Annotated in this window: 18 protein-coding genes and 2 pseudogenes; 5 read left to right on the top strand and 15 right to left on the bottom strand. The window is 69.6% G+C overall.

Going from position 1 to position 11,996, the window contains the following annotated elements:
* Window positions 1-27 precede the first annotated feature (27 nt).
* The 9 genes and pseudogenes from LP418_RS25840 to LP418_RS25800 all read right to left on the bottom strand — a co-directional run bounded on the left by LP418_RS25840 (window position 28) and on the right by LP418_RS25800 (window position 3,707).
* Entirely contained in the window at window positions 28-174 is a 147-nt protein-coding gene (locus LP418_RS25840) for a hypothetical protein (RefSeq protein ID WP_257954216.1), read from the bottom strand.
* A gap of 87 nt (window positions 175-261) precedes the next feature.
* Window positions 262-675: an arsenate reductase ArsC gene (locus LP418_RS25835; protein WP_257954215.1), complete on the bottom strand. Its 414-nt coding sequence runs from the start codon at window positions 673-675 to the stop codon at window positions 262-264.
* Window positions 672-1,028 carry an aquaporin gene (locus LP418_RS25830; RefSeq protein WP_257954214.1) on the bottom strand — a complete coding sequence of 119 codons (357 nt, stop codon included), beginning with the start codon at window positions 1,026-1,028 and terminating at the stop codon, window positions 672-674. Before LP418_RS25830 ends, LP418_RS25835 begins: the two co-directional genes overlap by 4 nt.
* The gene (locus LP418_RS25825) at window positions 985-1,260 is read right to left on the bottom strand and encodes a hypothetical protein (RefSeq protein ID WP_257954213.1); all 276 of its coding nucleotides are present in this window, start codon (window positions 1,258-1,260) and stop codon (window positions 985-987) included. Before LP418_RS25825 ends, LP418_RS25830 begins: the two co-directional genes overlap by 44 nt.
* A gap of 75 nt (window positions 1,261-1,335) precedes the next feature.
* Window positions 1,336-1,695, bottom strand: a complete 360-nt coding sequence (locus tag LP418_RS25820) for an ArsR/SmtB family transcription factor (RefSeq protein ID WP_257954212.1) — start codon at window positions 1,693-1,695, stop codon at window positions 1,336-1,338.
* Between the two features lie 174 nt (window positions 1,696-1,869).
* Window positions 1,870-2,520 (bottom strand): hypothetical protein, encoded by a 651-nt coding sequence (locus LP418_RS25815; protein ID WP_257954211.1) that lies wholly within the window; start codon window positions 2,518-2,520, stop codon window positions 1,870-1,872.
* 17 nt (window positions 2,521-2,537) lie between these two features.
* Window positions 2,538-3,035: a benzoate/H(+) symporter BenE family transporter gene (locus LP418_RS25810; RefSeq protein ID WP_257954210.1), complete on the bottom strand. Its 498-nt coding sequence runs from the start codon at window positions 3,033-3,035 to the stop codon at window positions 2,538-2,540.
* A 70-nt stretch (window positions 3,036-3,105) separates the two neighbouring features.
* Window positions 3,106-3,540: pseudogene (locus LP418_RS34705) on the bottom strand (benzoate/H(+) symporter BenE family transporter); the annotation flags it as partial.
* A 2-nt stretch (window positions 3,541-3,542) separates the two neighbouring features.
* Window positions 3,543-3,707, bottom strand: a complete 165-nt coding sequence (locus LP418_RS25800) for a hypothetical protein (protein ID WP_257954208.1) — start codon at window positions 3,705-3,707, stop codon at window positions 3,543-3,545.
* Between the two features lie 179 nt (window positions 3,708-3,886).
* On the opposite strand from LP418_RS25800, the gene LP418_RS25795 reads away from it, so the two are divergent.
* Window positions 3,887-4,939 carry an LLM class flavin-dependent oxidoreductase gene (locus LP418_RS25795; protein ID WP_257954207.1) on the top strand — a complete coding sequence of 351 codons (1,053 nt, stop codon included), beginning with the start codon at window positions 3,887-3,889 and terminating at the stop codon, window positions 4,937-4,939.
* On the opposite strand, the gene LP418_RS25790 is transcribed toward LP418_RS25795, so the two are convergent.
* From LP418_RS25790 to LP418_RS25780, 3 genes are read right to left on the bottom strand one after another with little or no spacing between them, the layout of a single operon-like run.
* Complete coding sequence (locus tag LP418_RS25790; RefSeq protein WP_257954206.1) at window positions 4,831-5,148, bottom strand: AzlD domain-containing protein; 318 nt, start codon at window positions 5,146-5,148, stop codon at window positions 4,831-4,833. The two genes, LP418_RS25795 and LP418_RS25790, sit on opposite strands and share 109 nt — an antisense overlap.
* Complete coding sequence (locus LP418_RS25785; RefSeq protein ID WP_257954205.1) at window positions 5,145-5,315, bottom strand: hypothetical protein; 171 nt, start codon at window positions 5,313-5,315, stop codon at window positions 5,145-5,147. The genes LP418_RS25790 and LP418_RS25785 overlap by 4 nt, the downstream gene beginning before the upstream one ends.
* Window positions 5,294-5,833, bottom strand: a complete 540-nt coding sequence (locus LP418_RS25780) for an AzlC family ABC transporter permease (protein WP_257954204.1) — start codon at window positions 5,831-5,833, stop codon at window positions 5,294-5,296. The genes LP418_RS25785 and LP418_RS25780 overlap by 22 nt, the downstream gene beginning before the upstream one ends.
* A gap of 100 nt (window positions 5,834-5,933) precedes the next feature.
* On the opposite strand from LP418_RS25780, the pseudogene LP418_RS25775 reads away from it, so the two are divergent.
* Window positions 5,934-8,295: pseudogene (locus LP418_RS25775) on the top strand (ATP-binding cassette domain-containing protein).
* Window positions 8,296-8,354: 59 nt separating this feature from the next.
* On the opposite strand, the gene LP418_RS25770 reads toward LP418_RS25775, so the two are convergent.
* Together LP418_RS25770 and LP418_RS25765 are read right to left on the bottom strand one after the other, a co-directional pair.
* Window positions 8,355-8,486, bottom strand: a complete 132-nt coding sequence (locus LP418_RS25770; protein ID WP_257954203.1) for an ATP-binding domain-containing protein — start codon at window positions 8,484-8,486, stop codon at window positions 8,355-8,357.
* Between the two features lie 212 nt (window positions 8,487-8,698).
* Entirely contained in the window at window positions 8,699-9,544 is an 846-nt protein-coding gene (locus LP418_RS25765; protein WP_257954202.1) for a hypothetical protein, read from the bottom strand.
* On the opposite strand from LP418_RS25765, the gene LP418_RS25760 reads away from it, so the two are divergent.
* Window positions 9,543-9,890 carry a hypothetical protein gene (locus LP418_RS25760; protein WP_257954201.1) on the top strand — a complete coding sequence of 116 codons (348 nt, stop codon included), beginning with the start codon at window positions 9,543-9,545 and terminating at the stop codon, window positions 9,888-9,890. The two genes, LP418_RS25765 and LP418_RS25760, sit on opposite strands and share 2 nt — an antisense overlap.
* Here the strand turns inward: LP418_RS25760 and LP418_RS25755 are convergent.
* On the bottom strand, window positions 9,847-10,509 hold the full coding sequence (locus LP418_RS25755) for a hypothetical protein (RefSeq protein WP_257954200.1): 663 nt from the start codon (window positions 10,507-10,509) through the stop codon (window positions 9,847-9,849). The two genes, LP418_RS25760 and LP418_RS25755, sit on opposite strands and share 44 nt — an antisense overlap.
* 127 nt (window positions 10,510-10,636) lie before the next feature.
* Between LP418_RS25755 and LP418_RS34700 the strand changes: the two genes are divergently transcribed.
* Both LP418_RS34700 and LP418_RS25740 read left to right on the top strand, forming a co-directional pair.
* The gene (locus tag LP418_RS34700) at window positions 10,637-11,272 is read left to right on the top strand and encodes a hypothetical protein (protein WP_442940024.1); all 636 of its coding nucleotides are present in this window, start codon (window positions 10,637-10,639) and stop codon (window positions 11,270-11,272) included.
* Window positions 11,269-11,982, top strand: coding sequence for a hypothetical protein (locus LP418_RS25740; RefSeq protein ID WP_257954199.1), 714 nt, complete (start codon window positions 11,269-11,271; stop codon window positions 11,980-11,982). Before LP418_RS34700 ends, LP418_RS25740 begins: the two co-directional genes overlap by 4 nt.
* The last annotated feature ends 14 nt before the right edge of the window (window positions 11,983-11,996 follow it).

The raw sequence follows: 11,996 nt of genomic DNA, 5'->3' as shown, positions 1-11,996 counted from the left end.
GCCTTCCGGCACTGTACGGCGCCAAGGTCAGCTGGAGCTGCCCATCAGGACGCGGCCGTGCGCGCACTGGCACGAGTCGGAGCACGGGAGGTAGGTGTGCTGGCCGTGCCCGCACTCGACGCACGGGCGATCGTGCGAGAGATGCTCGGTCGAGCTGGTCACGGTGTCCCACATGCTGTCGAGGTTGGCACGATTCGCCGTACGGCGAGGGCGAACTCGGGCCAACGGGGGCGATCGGGCTACCCGAACCACCCGGGATGACTAGACCGCGGGTCCACCGGTCGGTGCGATCTCCGCGATGAGTGTCTCGACCCGTTTCCTGATCTCGTCGCGAATGGGGCGGACAGCCTCGAGGCCCCGGCCGGCCGGGTCGTCCAGCTGCCAGTCCTCGTAGCGCTTGCCCGGGTAGAACGGGCAGGCGTCGCCACACCCCATGGTGATGACGACGTCGGAGGCCCGGACGGCTCCGTCGGTGAGGATCTTGGGCTGCGCGGAGGCGATGTCGATGCCCTCCTCGGCCATTGCGGCGATCGCCATCGGGTTGATGGTCTCCGCCGGAGCGGAGCCGGCACTGAGAACCTCGACCCGGTCGCCGGCGAGGTGCTGCAACCAGCCGGCCGCCATCTGGGAACGGCCGGCGTTGTGGACGCAGACGAAGAGAACGGTGGGCTTCACGAGGTCTCCTGTGGTGTGGGGTAGAGGACGCGGACGAGCCCGAGGGCGAGCGCGCCACCGATGAGCTGCATGAACACGAACAGGGGAACGGAGGCCGGAGAGATTCCGGCGAAGGTGTCGGAGAACATCCGGGCCACGGTGACGGCCGGGTTGGCGAAGCTGGTGGAGCTGGTGAACCAGTAGGCCGCGGCGATGTAGCCGCCGACGGCGAAGGCGATCGTCTCGGTGCGGCCCGATCGGACGCTGCCGAAGATGACGACGACGAGTCCGAGGGTCGCGACGACCTCCGCGATCAGCAGGTGGGACCCGTCACGCTGGGTGGTGGCCATCGTGACGGCGTCGAGGTCGAACATCAGGTTCGCGAGTACGGCGCCGAGGATCCCGCCGACCAGCTGGGCGCCCACGTGGCAGGCTGCGGCGAGCGGTGCGACCAGTGCCGAGGCCGAGCTCGACGAGGGTCACGACCGGGTTGAACGCGGCCGAGACCGGCTGGAGGGCGAGGATCAGCGCGACCAGCACGGCGCCAGTGGCGGTGCTGTTGATCAGCAGCTGGAGCCCGACGTCGTCGGTCAGCTGGGTGGCCATCACCCCGGAGCCGACGACCGTGGCGACCGGGGAAGGCCGTCCCCACGAGCTCGGCGAGGGCGGTGCGTGCCGGGGTCACCGGCCGACACCGGCGAGCAGGGTGGCCGAGTCGCCGAGCGCCCGGCTGCGCACGCGGTAGTAGACCCACACTCCGCGCTTGCTCCGGTCGAGCAGGCCGACCTCGTGCAGCACCTTGAGGTGGTGGCTGATCGTCGGCTGGCTCAGCTCGAACGCGTCGTTGAGGTCGCAGACGCAGGCCTCTCCACCCTCGTGCGCGGCCACCGGGCTGAGCAACCGGAGCCGGACGGGATCGGCGATCGCCTTGAGCAGAGGCGCGATGCGTTCAGCCCGGTCCTCGCTCATGGGGTCGGTCAGCACGGGGGAGCAGCACGCCACCGACTCGGCGGCCGTGAGCGTCAGCTTCGACTTCGACATGCGTCAATATTGACACACGCCGATATCTGCGGCGGCCCGGTCTCAGGACCACGCCGGACCCGCTGCCTCTTGCTCTCCCGGCTCCGCTCGCAGGGTGGCGGCATATTGCTGTCGGAGGCTGGCCGAAACGGTCAGGTGCCGCCACCCCGGGCGGCATGGGAGAGGACTCCGGCCTCAGGACCACACAGGACCGGAGCCACCCACCCGTTCGACGAGCCGCGCGGCGACGTACGACGCATTGGCGCGCAACACCTCGAGCGGGACGGCTGGCAGGTTCTCCTCCCAGTCGAGCAGCGGCGATCCGCGCAGCTGGAGCATGCGATCGGGGCGGCCGAAGAAGAACAGGTGCAGGTGGGCGCCGCCATCGCCGTACTTCGCGAGCTGGGCGCGACCGACGCTCGGCAGCTCCTCGATCGCGGCCGAGATGGCCACGATCAGCTGACCCATCTCGCCGCTCAGGTGGTCCGGGACATCGGTCAGGTCGCAGTGCTCGCGCGGCAGGAGGTTGCAGGCCAGCGGGAGCCGCATCTGGTGATCGAGGGTGATCAGCCAGCGCTCGTTGCTCCACACCACGTTGTCCGTGATCCGCGCCGGAACCTCGTCCCGGTTGCACCAGCAGTCCGATGGATCCTCGCCGCGGCGTGCGGGCTCCGCGTCAGCGAGCGGCTGAAGCGGCTTGATCCGCAACGAGTCGAGCTCGAACGGGAAGATGTCCCACCCGGGCATCTCCTCGACCGCCACGGGCAGCCGACCCTCGTCGTCCGTCGCCGCAGCGACGCGGGCGTGGAACTCTTCGGCGGTCTCGAGCCCGCTCAGATCAGTCATGGTGAACATCCAAGCAGTCAGCGCGAGCGGAGCCGCAGGACGATCAGGACGACACCGCCGGCGACGAGTGCCCAGAAGGCCGGGCTGATGCCGGCGAACGAGAGTCCGGAGGCCGCAACGAGGAAGGTCACGGCCCCCGCTTCCCGGTGCCGCTCGTCGGACAGTGCCGCAGAGGCCGAGGCTGCGAACGTCGCGATCAACGCGACCCCGGCGACCGAGGCGATGAGGCCGTCCGGCGCGGCCGAGCTCACGCTGGTGACGAGCACGGACAGCGGAGCCGGGAACACGTAGACGACGCCGCAGGTGACGCCTGCGATCCACCGTCGGCCCTTGTCCGCGCCGGCCTCCGGACCGGCGGCCGGGGCGGCGGAGATCGCGGCGAGGTTGATGCTGAAGCCACCGGCCGGAGCCGTTGCCACGGTGCTCAGGCCTGCCCGGGTGAGCGCCGAGCGCAGGGGAGCGCGGTAGCCGAACGACTCCAGCACGGCCACGCCCGGGATGTTCTGGCCGGTCATCGTCACCGGTGTAGAGCGGCAGGCCGAGAGCGACCGTGGTGCGCCAGTCGAACTCGGGCGCCGTCCGAGTCAACGAAGGCAGCAGCGAGCCGCCCCCCAGCGGCTCACCCACCAAGAAGATGACCACGACCGCCGCCACCAGCGCGCCCGGCACGGCCCAGCGACGAGCCAGCCGGAGCAGCACCAACCGGGTGATCAGCACCGGTGAGATGGCGGCCGGGTCGGCGGCCGGGGCACGGAACGGCTCGACACAGAGCGTCAGCAGCACCCCGGCCAACATGGCGCTGGCGACCGCGCCCGGGATGCGAGCGACCCAGTCGCCGAGTGGCTTGACCATCGCGGTGACGAGATAGAGCGTGCCCGCCACGAGGAAGGCTCCGACCGCGCCCGCCCAGCCCGCCGCGGGCAGTGCCGCACCGGCCAGCAGGGCTGCTCCGGGGGTCGACCACGCGATGGTCACGGGCGTCCGGTGCGCCAACGAGAGCACGATGCAGCCGAGCCCCATGCTCACCGACACCACAGCCGGGCCGGAGGCGGCCCTTGGCCGGGGCTCGCGCCGACAGCCGCGAGCCCGGTGAGGACGACGGCGAAGGACGAGCTGAAGCCGACGACGGCGGTGACGACGCCTGCGGCAACGGCGTGCGTCGCGCTGCCGTCAGGGACCCGGCTCATGGCTGGAGGCTAGGGGACCACCTCCGCGCCAGCGCGTCACGGGGTGATCCGCGGCGCGGGATGCGGCGGAATAGCCACACCGCCGGGTTGTTGAAAGCGGTATGAAAAAGATCGGTTTCCTGAACTTCGGTCACTGGACCCCGTCGCCTCACTCGCAGACCCGCACCGCGTCGGACGCGTTGCACCAGTCGATCGATCTGGCGGTGGCCGCCGAGGAGCTCGGCGCGGATGGCGCCTACTACCGCGTGCACCACTTCGCGCGTCAGCTCGCGTCGCCGTTCCCGCTGCTCGCCGCCATCGGCGCGCGCACCAGCCGGATCGAGATCGGCACCGGCGTGATCGACATGCGCTACGAGAACCCCCTCTACATGGCCGAGGACGCCGGCGCGGCCGACCTGATCGCCGACGGCCGACTGCAGCTCGGCATCAGTCGCGGATCACCGGAGCAGGTGATCGAGGGCTACCGCTACTTCGGCTTCGAGCCGAAGGACGGGGACCACGCGACGATGGCCCGCGAGCACACCGCGGTCTTCCTGCGGATGCTCGAGGGGGAGGGGTTCGCCGAGCCCAACCCGCGGCCGATGTTCCCCAACCCTCCCGGCCTGCTGCGGCTGGAGCCGCACTCCGAAGGGCTGCGCGAGCGCATCTGGTGGGGAGCCGCGACCCGGGCGACCGCGGAGTGGACGGCCGAGCAGGGGATGAACCTGATGAGCTCGACGCTGCTGACCGAGGACACCGGCGTGCCCTTCCACCAGCTCCGGGCGGAGCAGATCCAGCGCTTCCGCGACGCGTGGAAGGCCGCCGGGCACGAGCGCGAACCACGCGTCTCGGTCAGCCGCAGCATCATGCCGCTGGTCTCCGAGATCGACCATGCGTACTTCGGCAACGAGCGCCGCAGCACCGACCCAGTCGGCATGCTCGAGGGCGGGAAGGCACGGTTCGGCAAGACGTACGCCGCCGAACCGGACGTCCCTGGTCAAGCAGCTCGCCGAGGACGAGGCCGTGGCGGCTGCCGACACGTTGCTGCTGACGGTGCCCAACCAGCTGGGCGTCGACTACAACGCGGCGCTGATCGAGAACGTGCTCACGCTCGTGGCCCCGGAGCTCGGCTGGCGCTGACGCGTCAGAGTGCTCGCAGTCCTGCTGTGATGACCACGGCGACGACGACTGCGAGCACCGGGGACATCCGTCGCCACAGCATCACCGCGGCGACCGCCACCCCGACAGTCTGAGCCCCCACCGACCACGACCGGCCGCTGGCGAACACCGAGGTGACGACCAGCGCGCACAGCAGGGTCGGTGCCATCAGCACCACGACCCGGGTGAACCACGGCGGCAGCTGGCGCCCGCCCAGCAGCACAGGTCCGGCGGCCTTGATCGCGATGGTGAGCGCGGCACAGCCGAGGATCAGCACCCAGATCTCGGTGTAGGACAACGTCATCGCGACCTCCGCGCCAGACCGAAGAGGGCGACCGCGCTGGCTGCCGGGATCGGCACACCGGGTGGCGTGATCGGTACCAGCGCGAGCGCCAGAAGCCCGCCGCCGGCAGCCACCCAACGGGACGCGGGATCACGCAGCTCCGCGATCAGCAGGGACAGGAAGAACACCGGGTAGATCGCGTCGAGCCCGAGGCGGTGGGTGTCGCCCGGGGGCGTCGCCGAAGACCGCTCCGACCATGCAGCCCAGCGTCCAGGGCGACGTACTGCGGAAGCGTCGTGCCGAAGAGCAGCCACCGGTCGAAGGTGCCGTCGCCCCCGGTTGGCGAGTGCCCACGACGCGTCGACCACGGTCTGCCCCCGGGCCGCCCCGCTTGAGCGGACCGCCGGGGAGCGACGGGGCGAGCGCCACGCCCATGGCCGGGGAACCGCGCGTTCATCAGTGACGCCGCGGTCAGGGCGGCGGGGATGCCGCCACCGACGGTGATCACGGACAGCATCGCGAACTGGGCCGACCCGGCGAAGACGATCATCGCGGTGACGATCGCCCGGCCGGTGCTGAAGCCCGCCTGCCCGGCCAGCACGCCGAAGGAGAGGCTGAGCAGGAAGCCGACCACGGCGAAGGGGACACCCAACCGGAGTCCGCGACGAAACGCCGTACGCGCTCTGTCGTCGGCCCCTGCTGTCACTGCTGCAGTGTAGGAACTCGACACGGGCGGGAATCGTTGGCCCCCGAGGTCCTCGACAGGGGAGGATCGACCCACCGGTCCGACCGCACGAGGGAGCACGATGAGCACGCACGTTGCCGACAGCCATGGCCTGATCCGCGTCCGGGGGGCACGGGAGAACAACCTCAAGGACGTCAGCGTCGAGATCCCCAAACGCCGGCTCACGGTCTTCACCGGGGTGTCCGGCTCGGGCAAGAGCTCGCTCGTCTTCGCCACCATCGCGGCCGAGTCGAAGCGGCTGATCAACGAGACCTACAGCGCGTTCCTGCAGGGCTTCATGCCGTCGCTGGCGCGACCCGAGGTCGACTACCTCGAGGGCCTGACGACCGCGATCATCGTCGACCGGGAGCGCATGGGCGCCAACCCGCGTTCGACGGTCGGTACGGCGACGGACGCCAATGCGATGTTGCGGATCCTCTTCAGCAGGGTCGGTGCGCCGTACGTCGGACCGCCCACGGCCTATTCCTTCAACGTGCCGACCCGCAAGGCCAGCGGCGTCATGAGCACCGACAAGGGCACCCACGTCGAGAAGGCCATGGTCAAGGACGCCATCTACCTCGGGGGCATGTGCCCGCGGTGCGAGGGCATGGGCAACGTCAACGACATCGACCTGACCGCGCTCTACGACGCGACCAAGTCGCTGAGCGAGGGGGCGCTGACGATCCCGGGCTACTCGATGGACGGGTGGTACGGCCGGCTCTTCGAGGGCATCGGGCTGCCGATGGACAAGCCGATCGAGAAGTTCACCAAGAAGCAGCTCGACACGATGCTCTACTCGGAGCCGACCAAGATCAAGGTCGAGGGCATCAACCTCACCTTCGACGGGATCATCCCCAAGATCCAGAAGTCGATGCTGTCCAAGGACCCCGAGGCGATGCAGCCGCACGTGCGCCGCTTCGTCGAGCGCGCGGTCACCTTCCAGACCTGTCCCGAGTGCGACGGGACGAGGCTGACGAAGGAGGCGCTGTCGTCGAAGATCAACGGCAAGAACATCGCCGAGCTCTGCCAGATGCAGATCAGTGACCGGCCGAGTGGATCCGCGACCTCGACGAGCCGTCGGTCGCGCCGCTGCTCAAAGGCCTGCAGCACCTGCTCGACTCGTTCGACGACATCGGCCTCGGCTACCTCTCCCTCGACCGGCCCGCCGGCACGCTGTCCGGGGGAGAGGCCCAGCGCACCAAGATGATCCGCCACCTCGGGTCGTCCCTGACCGACGTCACCTATGTCTTCGACGAGCCCACCATCGGCCTGCATCCGCACGACATCGAGCGGATGAACCAGCTGCTGCTCCAGCTGCGCGACAAGGGCAACACCGTGCTCGTGGTCGAGCACAAGCCGGAGACGATCGCGATCGCCGACCACGTGGTCGACCTCGGGCCGGCAGCCGGTACGGCGGGTGGCGAGGTCTGCTTCGAGGGATCCGTTGAGCGGCTGCGGGCCAGCGACACCACCACCGGACGCCACCTCGACGACCGCGCCGTCCTGAAGGAGTCCGTGCGCGCGTCGTCCGACAAGCTGTCGGTCAAGGGCGCGTCGACCCACAACCTCAAGAACGTGAGCGTGGACATCCCGCTCGGCGTGCTGTGCGTGATCACCGGCGTCGCCGGCTCCGGCAAGAGCTCCCTCATCCACGGCTCCGTGGCGGGCCGGGACGGCGTCGTCACGATCGACCGAGGGGGCGATCAAGGGATCTCGGCGCAGCAACCCGGCGACGTACACCGGTCTGCTGGAGCCGATCCGCAAGGCCTTCGCAAAGGCCAACGGCGTGAAGCCCGCACTGTTCAGCTCCAACTCCGAGGGCGCCTGCCCCTCCTGCAACGGCGCCGGCGTGATCTTCACCGAGCTGGGCGTGATGGCGACCTTCGAGTCACCGTGCGAGGAGTGCGAGGGCAAGCGCTTCCGGGCGTCGGTGCTGGAGTACACCTTCGGCGGCAAGAACATCGCCGAGGTGCTGGCGATGTCGGTGACGGAGGCCGAGGAGTTCTTCGCCGAGGGCGAGGCCAAGACACCGGCGGCCTACAAGATCCCTGGACCGGCTCGAGGACGTCGGGCTCGGCTACCTCAGCCTCGGGCAGCCGCTCACCACGCTGTCCGGTGGCGAGCGCCAGCGGCTCAAGCTGGCCACCCAGATGTCCGAGAAGGGCGACGTCTACATCCTCGACGAGCCCACGACCGGCCTGCACCTCGCCGACGTGGCCAACCTGCTCGGCCTCCCGGGACCGGCTCGTCGACTCCGGCAAGTCGGTGATCGTGATCGAGCACCACCGGGCCGTGATGGCGCACGCCGACTGGATCATCGACATCGGCCCGGGCGCCGGCCACGACGGCGGGACCATCGTCTTCGAGGGCACTCCGGCCGAGCTGGTGTCCGCGAAGAAGAAGACGCTCACCGGCGAGCACCGGCGGCGTACGTCGGTGGGTGACGTTCGCACGCGGGAGTGCGCCGGACGTCATGGGAGCTGATCGTTCGAACGACCAGTCCTCATGACGTCAGGATGACGAGGCGCTGGGTCGCGCGCGTCATCGCGACGTAGCGGTCGACAGCACCCTCGATCCCGGTGCCGAACGACTCGGGGTCGATGAGCACGACCAGGTCGAACTCGAGGCCCTTCACGTGCTCGGGGGAGAGGGACCTGATCCGGTCGGTCGCCTCGAACGTGGGGTCGCCGATGACGCAGGCGATGCCCTCGCCGTGCTCGTGCTCGGAGAGCCGGGCCTCTCGGGATCGAGGGCAGCTCGTCGACCGATCCGCGGTGCACGGGGACGCCGTTGCTGCGGATCGAGGTGGGCACGTTGGCGTCGGGGAGTACGGCGCGGATGACCGGCTCAGCGGCCGCCATGACCTCCCTGGGGCGTGCGGTAGTTGATCGCCAGCGAGGCGAGCTGGACCTCGCCGAGCCCGACGCGCTCGAGCCGCTCTTCCCACGACTCGGTGAAGCCGTGCCGCGCCTGCGCACGGTCGCCGACGATGGTGAAGCTCCGTGACGGACACCGTTGCAGCAGCATCTGCCACTCAGCGTCGGTGAGCTCTTGTGCCTCGTCGACGACGACGTGCGCGAAGGGACCGGCGAGCAGGTCGCGCTCGGCCCGGGGGAGTGCACCCTCGTCGACGAGTGCGTCGCGAATGCCGCCCTGCTTGAGCTGCGCCATCAGCCCGTCCTCGTCGTCGAGCTGGAGGATCTCGTCGATCACGCGATCCATCTGGGCGTGCTCCGCGGCAACGGCGGCCTCGTGACGTCGTCGCCTCCGAGATGCCTCGGGGTCGCCGAGACGTTGTCGGGCGGCGTCCAACAGCGGCAGGTCGGACAGTGTCCAGTCACGGGCGTCGGCACGCCGGAGAGTGCGGACCTCGTCGGCGCTGAGCCGGGGCGCGCACATGCGCAGATATGCCGGGACCTCCCAGAGGTCGCCGACGAGGTCCGTGGCCTCGATGATCGGCCGAGCCTTGTTGAAGGCGTCGGCCAGCGCCGCGTTCTGGGTCAGCGATCGCCGTACAAGATCGGGGGAGACGTCGTCGTCGGCCTCGTGCTTGTCCATCAGGATCGTGATGAGTTCCTCCCAGATCTCGTCGCGTGCCTCGTTGTGCGGGGTGCCGGGGGCGGGCGTCTCGAAGGCCTCGGCCCAGTCGCTGGTGCTGAGCCAGACGTCGGCCCAGTGGGTCTCGACCTCCATGCCTTCGCTGGGTGGCTCCTCGTACAGCCGCACGGCCGGTCTCGATCGCCCGGACCATGTCGGCGGACGACTTGAGGCGCGCCACCTCGGGGTCTGCTTCCGGCTTGGTCGTCAACCCTTCGGGCTGGAGGTCGAGGAGCGTGCAGGTCTGCACGCCTTCCTCGCCGAGGCTGGGCAGCACGTCGCCGACGTAGTTGAGATAGGGCTGGTGCGGGCCGACGAAGAGCACGCCGCCACGGCGATCGCCGAGTCGTGGATCGGAGTAGAGGAGGTAGGCCGTGCGGTGGAGTGCGACCACTGTCTTACCCGTGCCGGGGCCGCCGTCGACGACGAGGGCGCCGCGTGAACCGGCACGGATGATGGCGTCCCTGGTCGGCCCGGATCGTGCCGAGGACGTCGCGCATCTGCGGCGACCGGTTGCTGCCCGGGGTGGCGATGAAGGCCGACTGGTCATCCGGGGCAGCGTGCCCCTCGAGTCCCTCCGGCGTGAACACCTCGTCCCAGTAGTCGCTGATCCGGCCGCGCGTCCACCGGTAGCGACGGCGACTCGCCAACCCCATCGGGTTGGCGTGGGTCGCTCCGAAGAACGGTTCGGCCGCGGGGGAGCGCCAGTCGAGCAGCAGTCGGGCGCCCGTGCGGTCGGTGAGGCCGAGACGTCCGACGTAGAGGGTCTCGCCGTTCGTTCCGACGACCCGGCCGAGGCACAGGTCCGGGGTGTAGCGCCGCAGCGTGCGCAGCCGGACGCCGAGGCGGTGGATCTCCTCGTCGTGGTCCATCGCCGCCCGGTCGATGCCACCGGGCGCCTTGAGAGTGGCGTCGAGACGGTCCCGGAGGTCGGCGATCGTGACCTCGAGGCTCTGCTCGATCGCAGCGAAGTGCGCGCGGTCGGCGTCGATGAGGGCGGGGTCGGACTTGGCGGAGAGAGCGTCGGGCAGGGCGAAGGGATCAGTGTTCAGCAGCGTCACGGCGTGAAGTCTGCGGCATCGTCGGGGCCTTGCCGCAAGCCCCCACCTCCGCTATAAGTTGAGAGTGGAAGGGGCGTCCGTGTGGGCGTCCTTTTTGGGTGTACGCGGGGACCGCCGTCGCGAGGGCATGTCGCTCCCGGTGCGCACTGCCCCGGCACTGGGCTGCACGCTCTCCGAGGCCGAGGACCCGGCACAGACGACGCTCCTCAAGGTCTACGTCGCCCGGCACAAGGTGATGAAGGCAGACCATCGCGACGCCTACGTGTCGAAGATGCTCGTGAACGCCCACCGAGACACGCATCGTCGTCGGTGGCGGCGAGAAACGTCGGTCGCGGACGTCCCCGACGTGCACGAAGCCGATGCCACCGGGGCCAGTGACACCGCCGACGCCGTACGGCGAGCAGTGAGCGGTCTGAGCCGGGGGGCAACGCGAGGTCGTCGCGCTCCGCTACTTCGTTCGCCTGACCGAATCGGAGATCGCCGCCGCTCTGTCCATCGCGCCGGGCACGGTCAAGAGCCGCCTGTCGCGGGCGCTCGGCGTGCTCGCCAACAGCCCAGACCTGACCGACCACGGAGGGACGCGATGAATCACGACGAAGCCACTCGACTTCTTGATGACCTGGGGGAGCGCGTCCCCGATCGCCGGCCGGCCATGGCATCCCTCGTCGCGTCCGGCAAGAAGGCGAAGCGACAAAGGTCGCTGATCACAGTCTCGCTCGTCGCGGCCTCGGTTGCGGTGGTTCTCGGCGGGGAGCGATCGTGACGCAGGTCGGCGCCGGAGGTGACGACTCCGGAGATCGGGCGGTCGATGCTGCGAGCAGCCCAACCGCGGTGGACCCGAAGGTGTTGTCCGACGTCATCGAGGGGACCTTCAGCGTTCCGGGCCCCGGGCAGCGGCGCTCGATCCGGATCAACACGTTCATCCGAAGCTGGATGGCCCAGCAGTGCGGTGGTCGGGGAGCACCGATCGACGACACGTCGGAGCGCTTCTCGCAGGACACCACACCCGACCTCGAGCTGATCCGCGAGCGGGGCTTCACGGAAGATTATGTCAACATGTTCGCCGGCGCGCGGCGTGACTGTGACGCGGCGAGTCCCGGCAACCTGATCGATCAGGCGCCGACGTTCCAAGCGTGGTCCGAGCTGAGGTCACCGTGGGCCGAGGTCGAGCGCACGGTGACTGCGGACAACCGGGTAGCAGCTTTGAGAGGCCCGTTGGCAGGGTGCCTCGAACAGCGCTCAGGCCTGACCGTCTCCGTGAGGAACCCCGCCAGCAGCTACCTGTCAGGGGTCGACGGCGCGGCCGACGCCGACAGGCAGCGCCTTGCGACCATCTACGCCGACTGCGGCAAGGACTACTTCGCGATGGTCGAGACACTGATGCTCGAGCAGCGGTCCGAGATGGTGAACCGACACCGAGACATCTTGGAGAGGTTCGCTGTCGAGGTGGTCAGCCTTGGGTACACGCCCTGACAGCCTGTTCCTTC

It is taken from the genome of Nocardioides sp. B-3 (assembly GCF_024703895.1).
Taxonomy (GTDB): Bacteria; Actinomycetota; Actinomycetes; order Propionibacteriales; family Nocardioidaceae; genus Nocardioides.
Note: the sequence above shows the minus strand (reverse complement) of the source record. Positions and strands in the feature narration are given on the sequence as shown.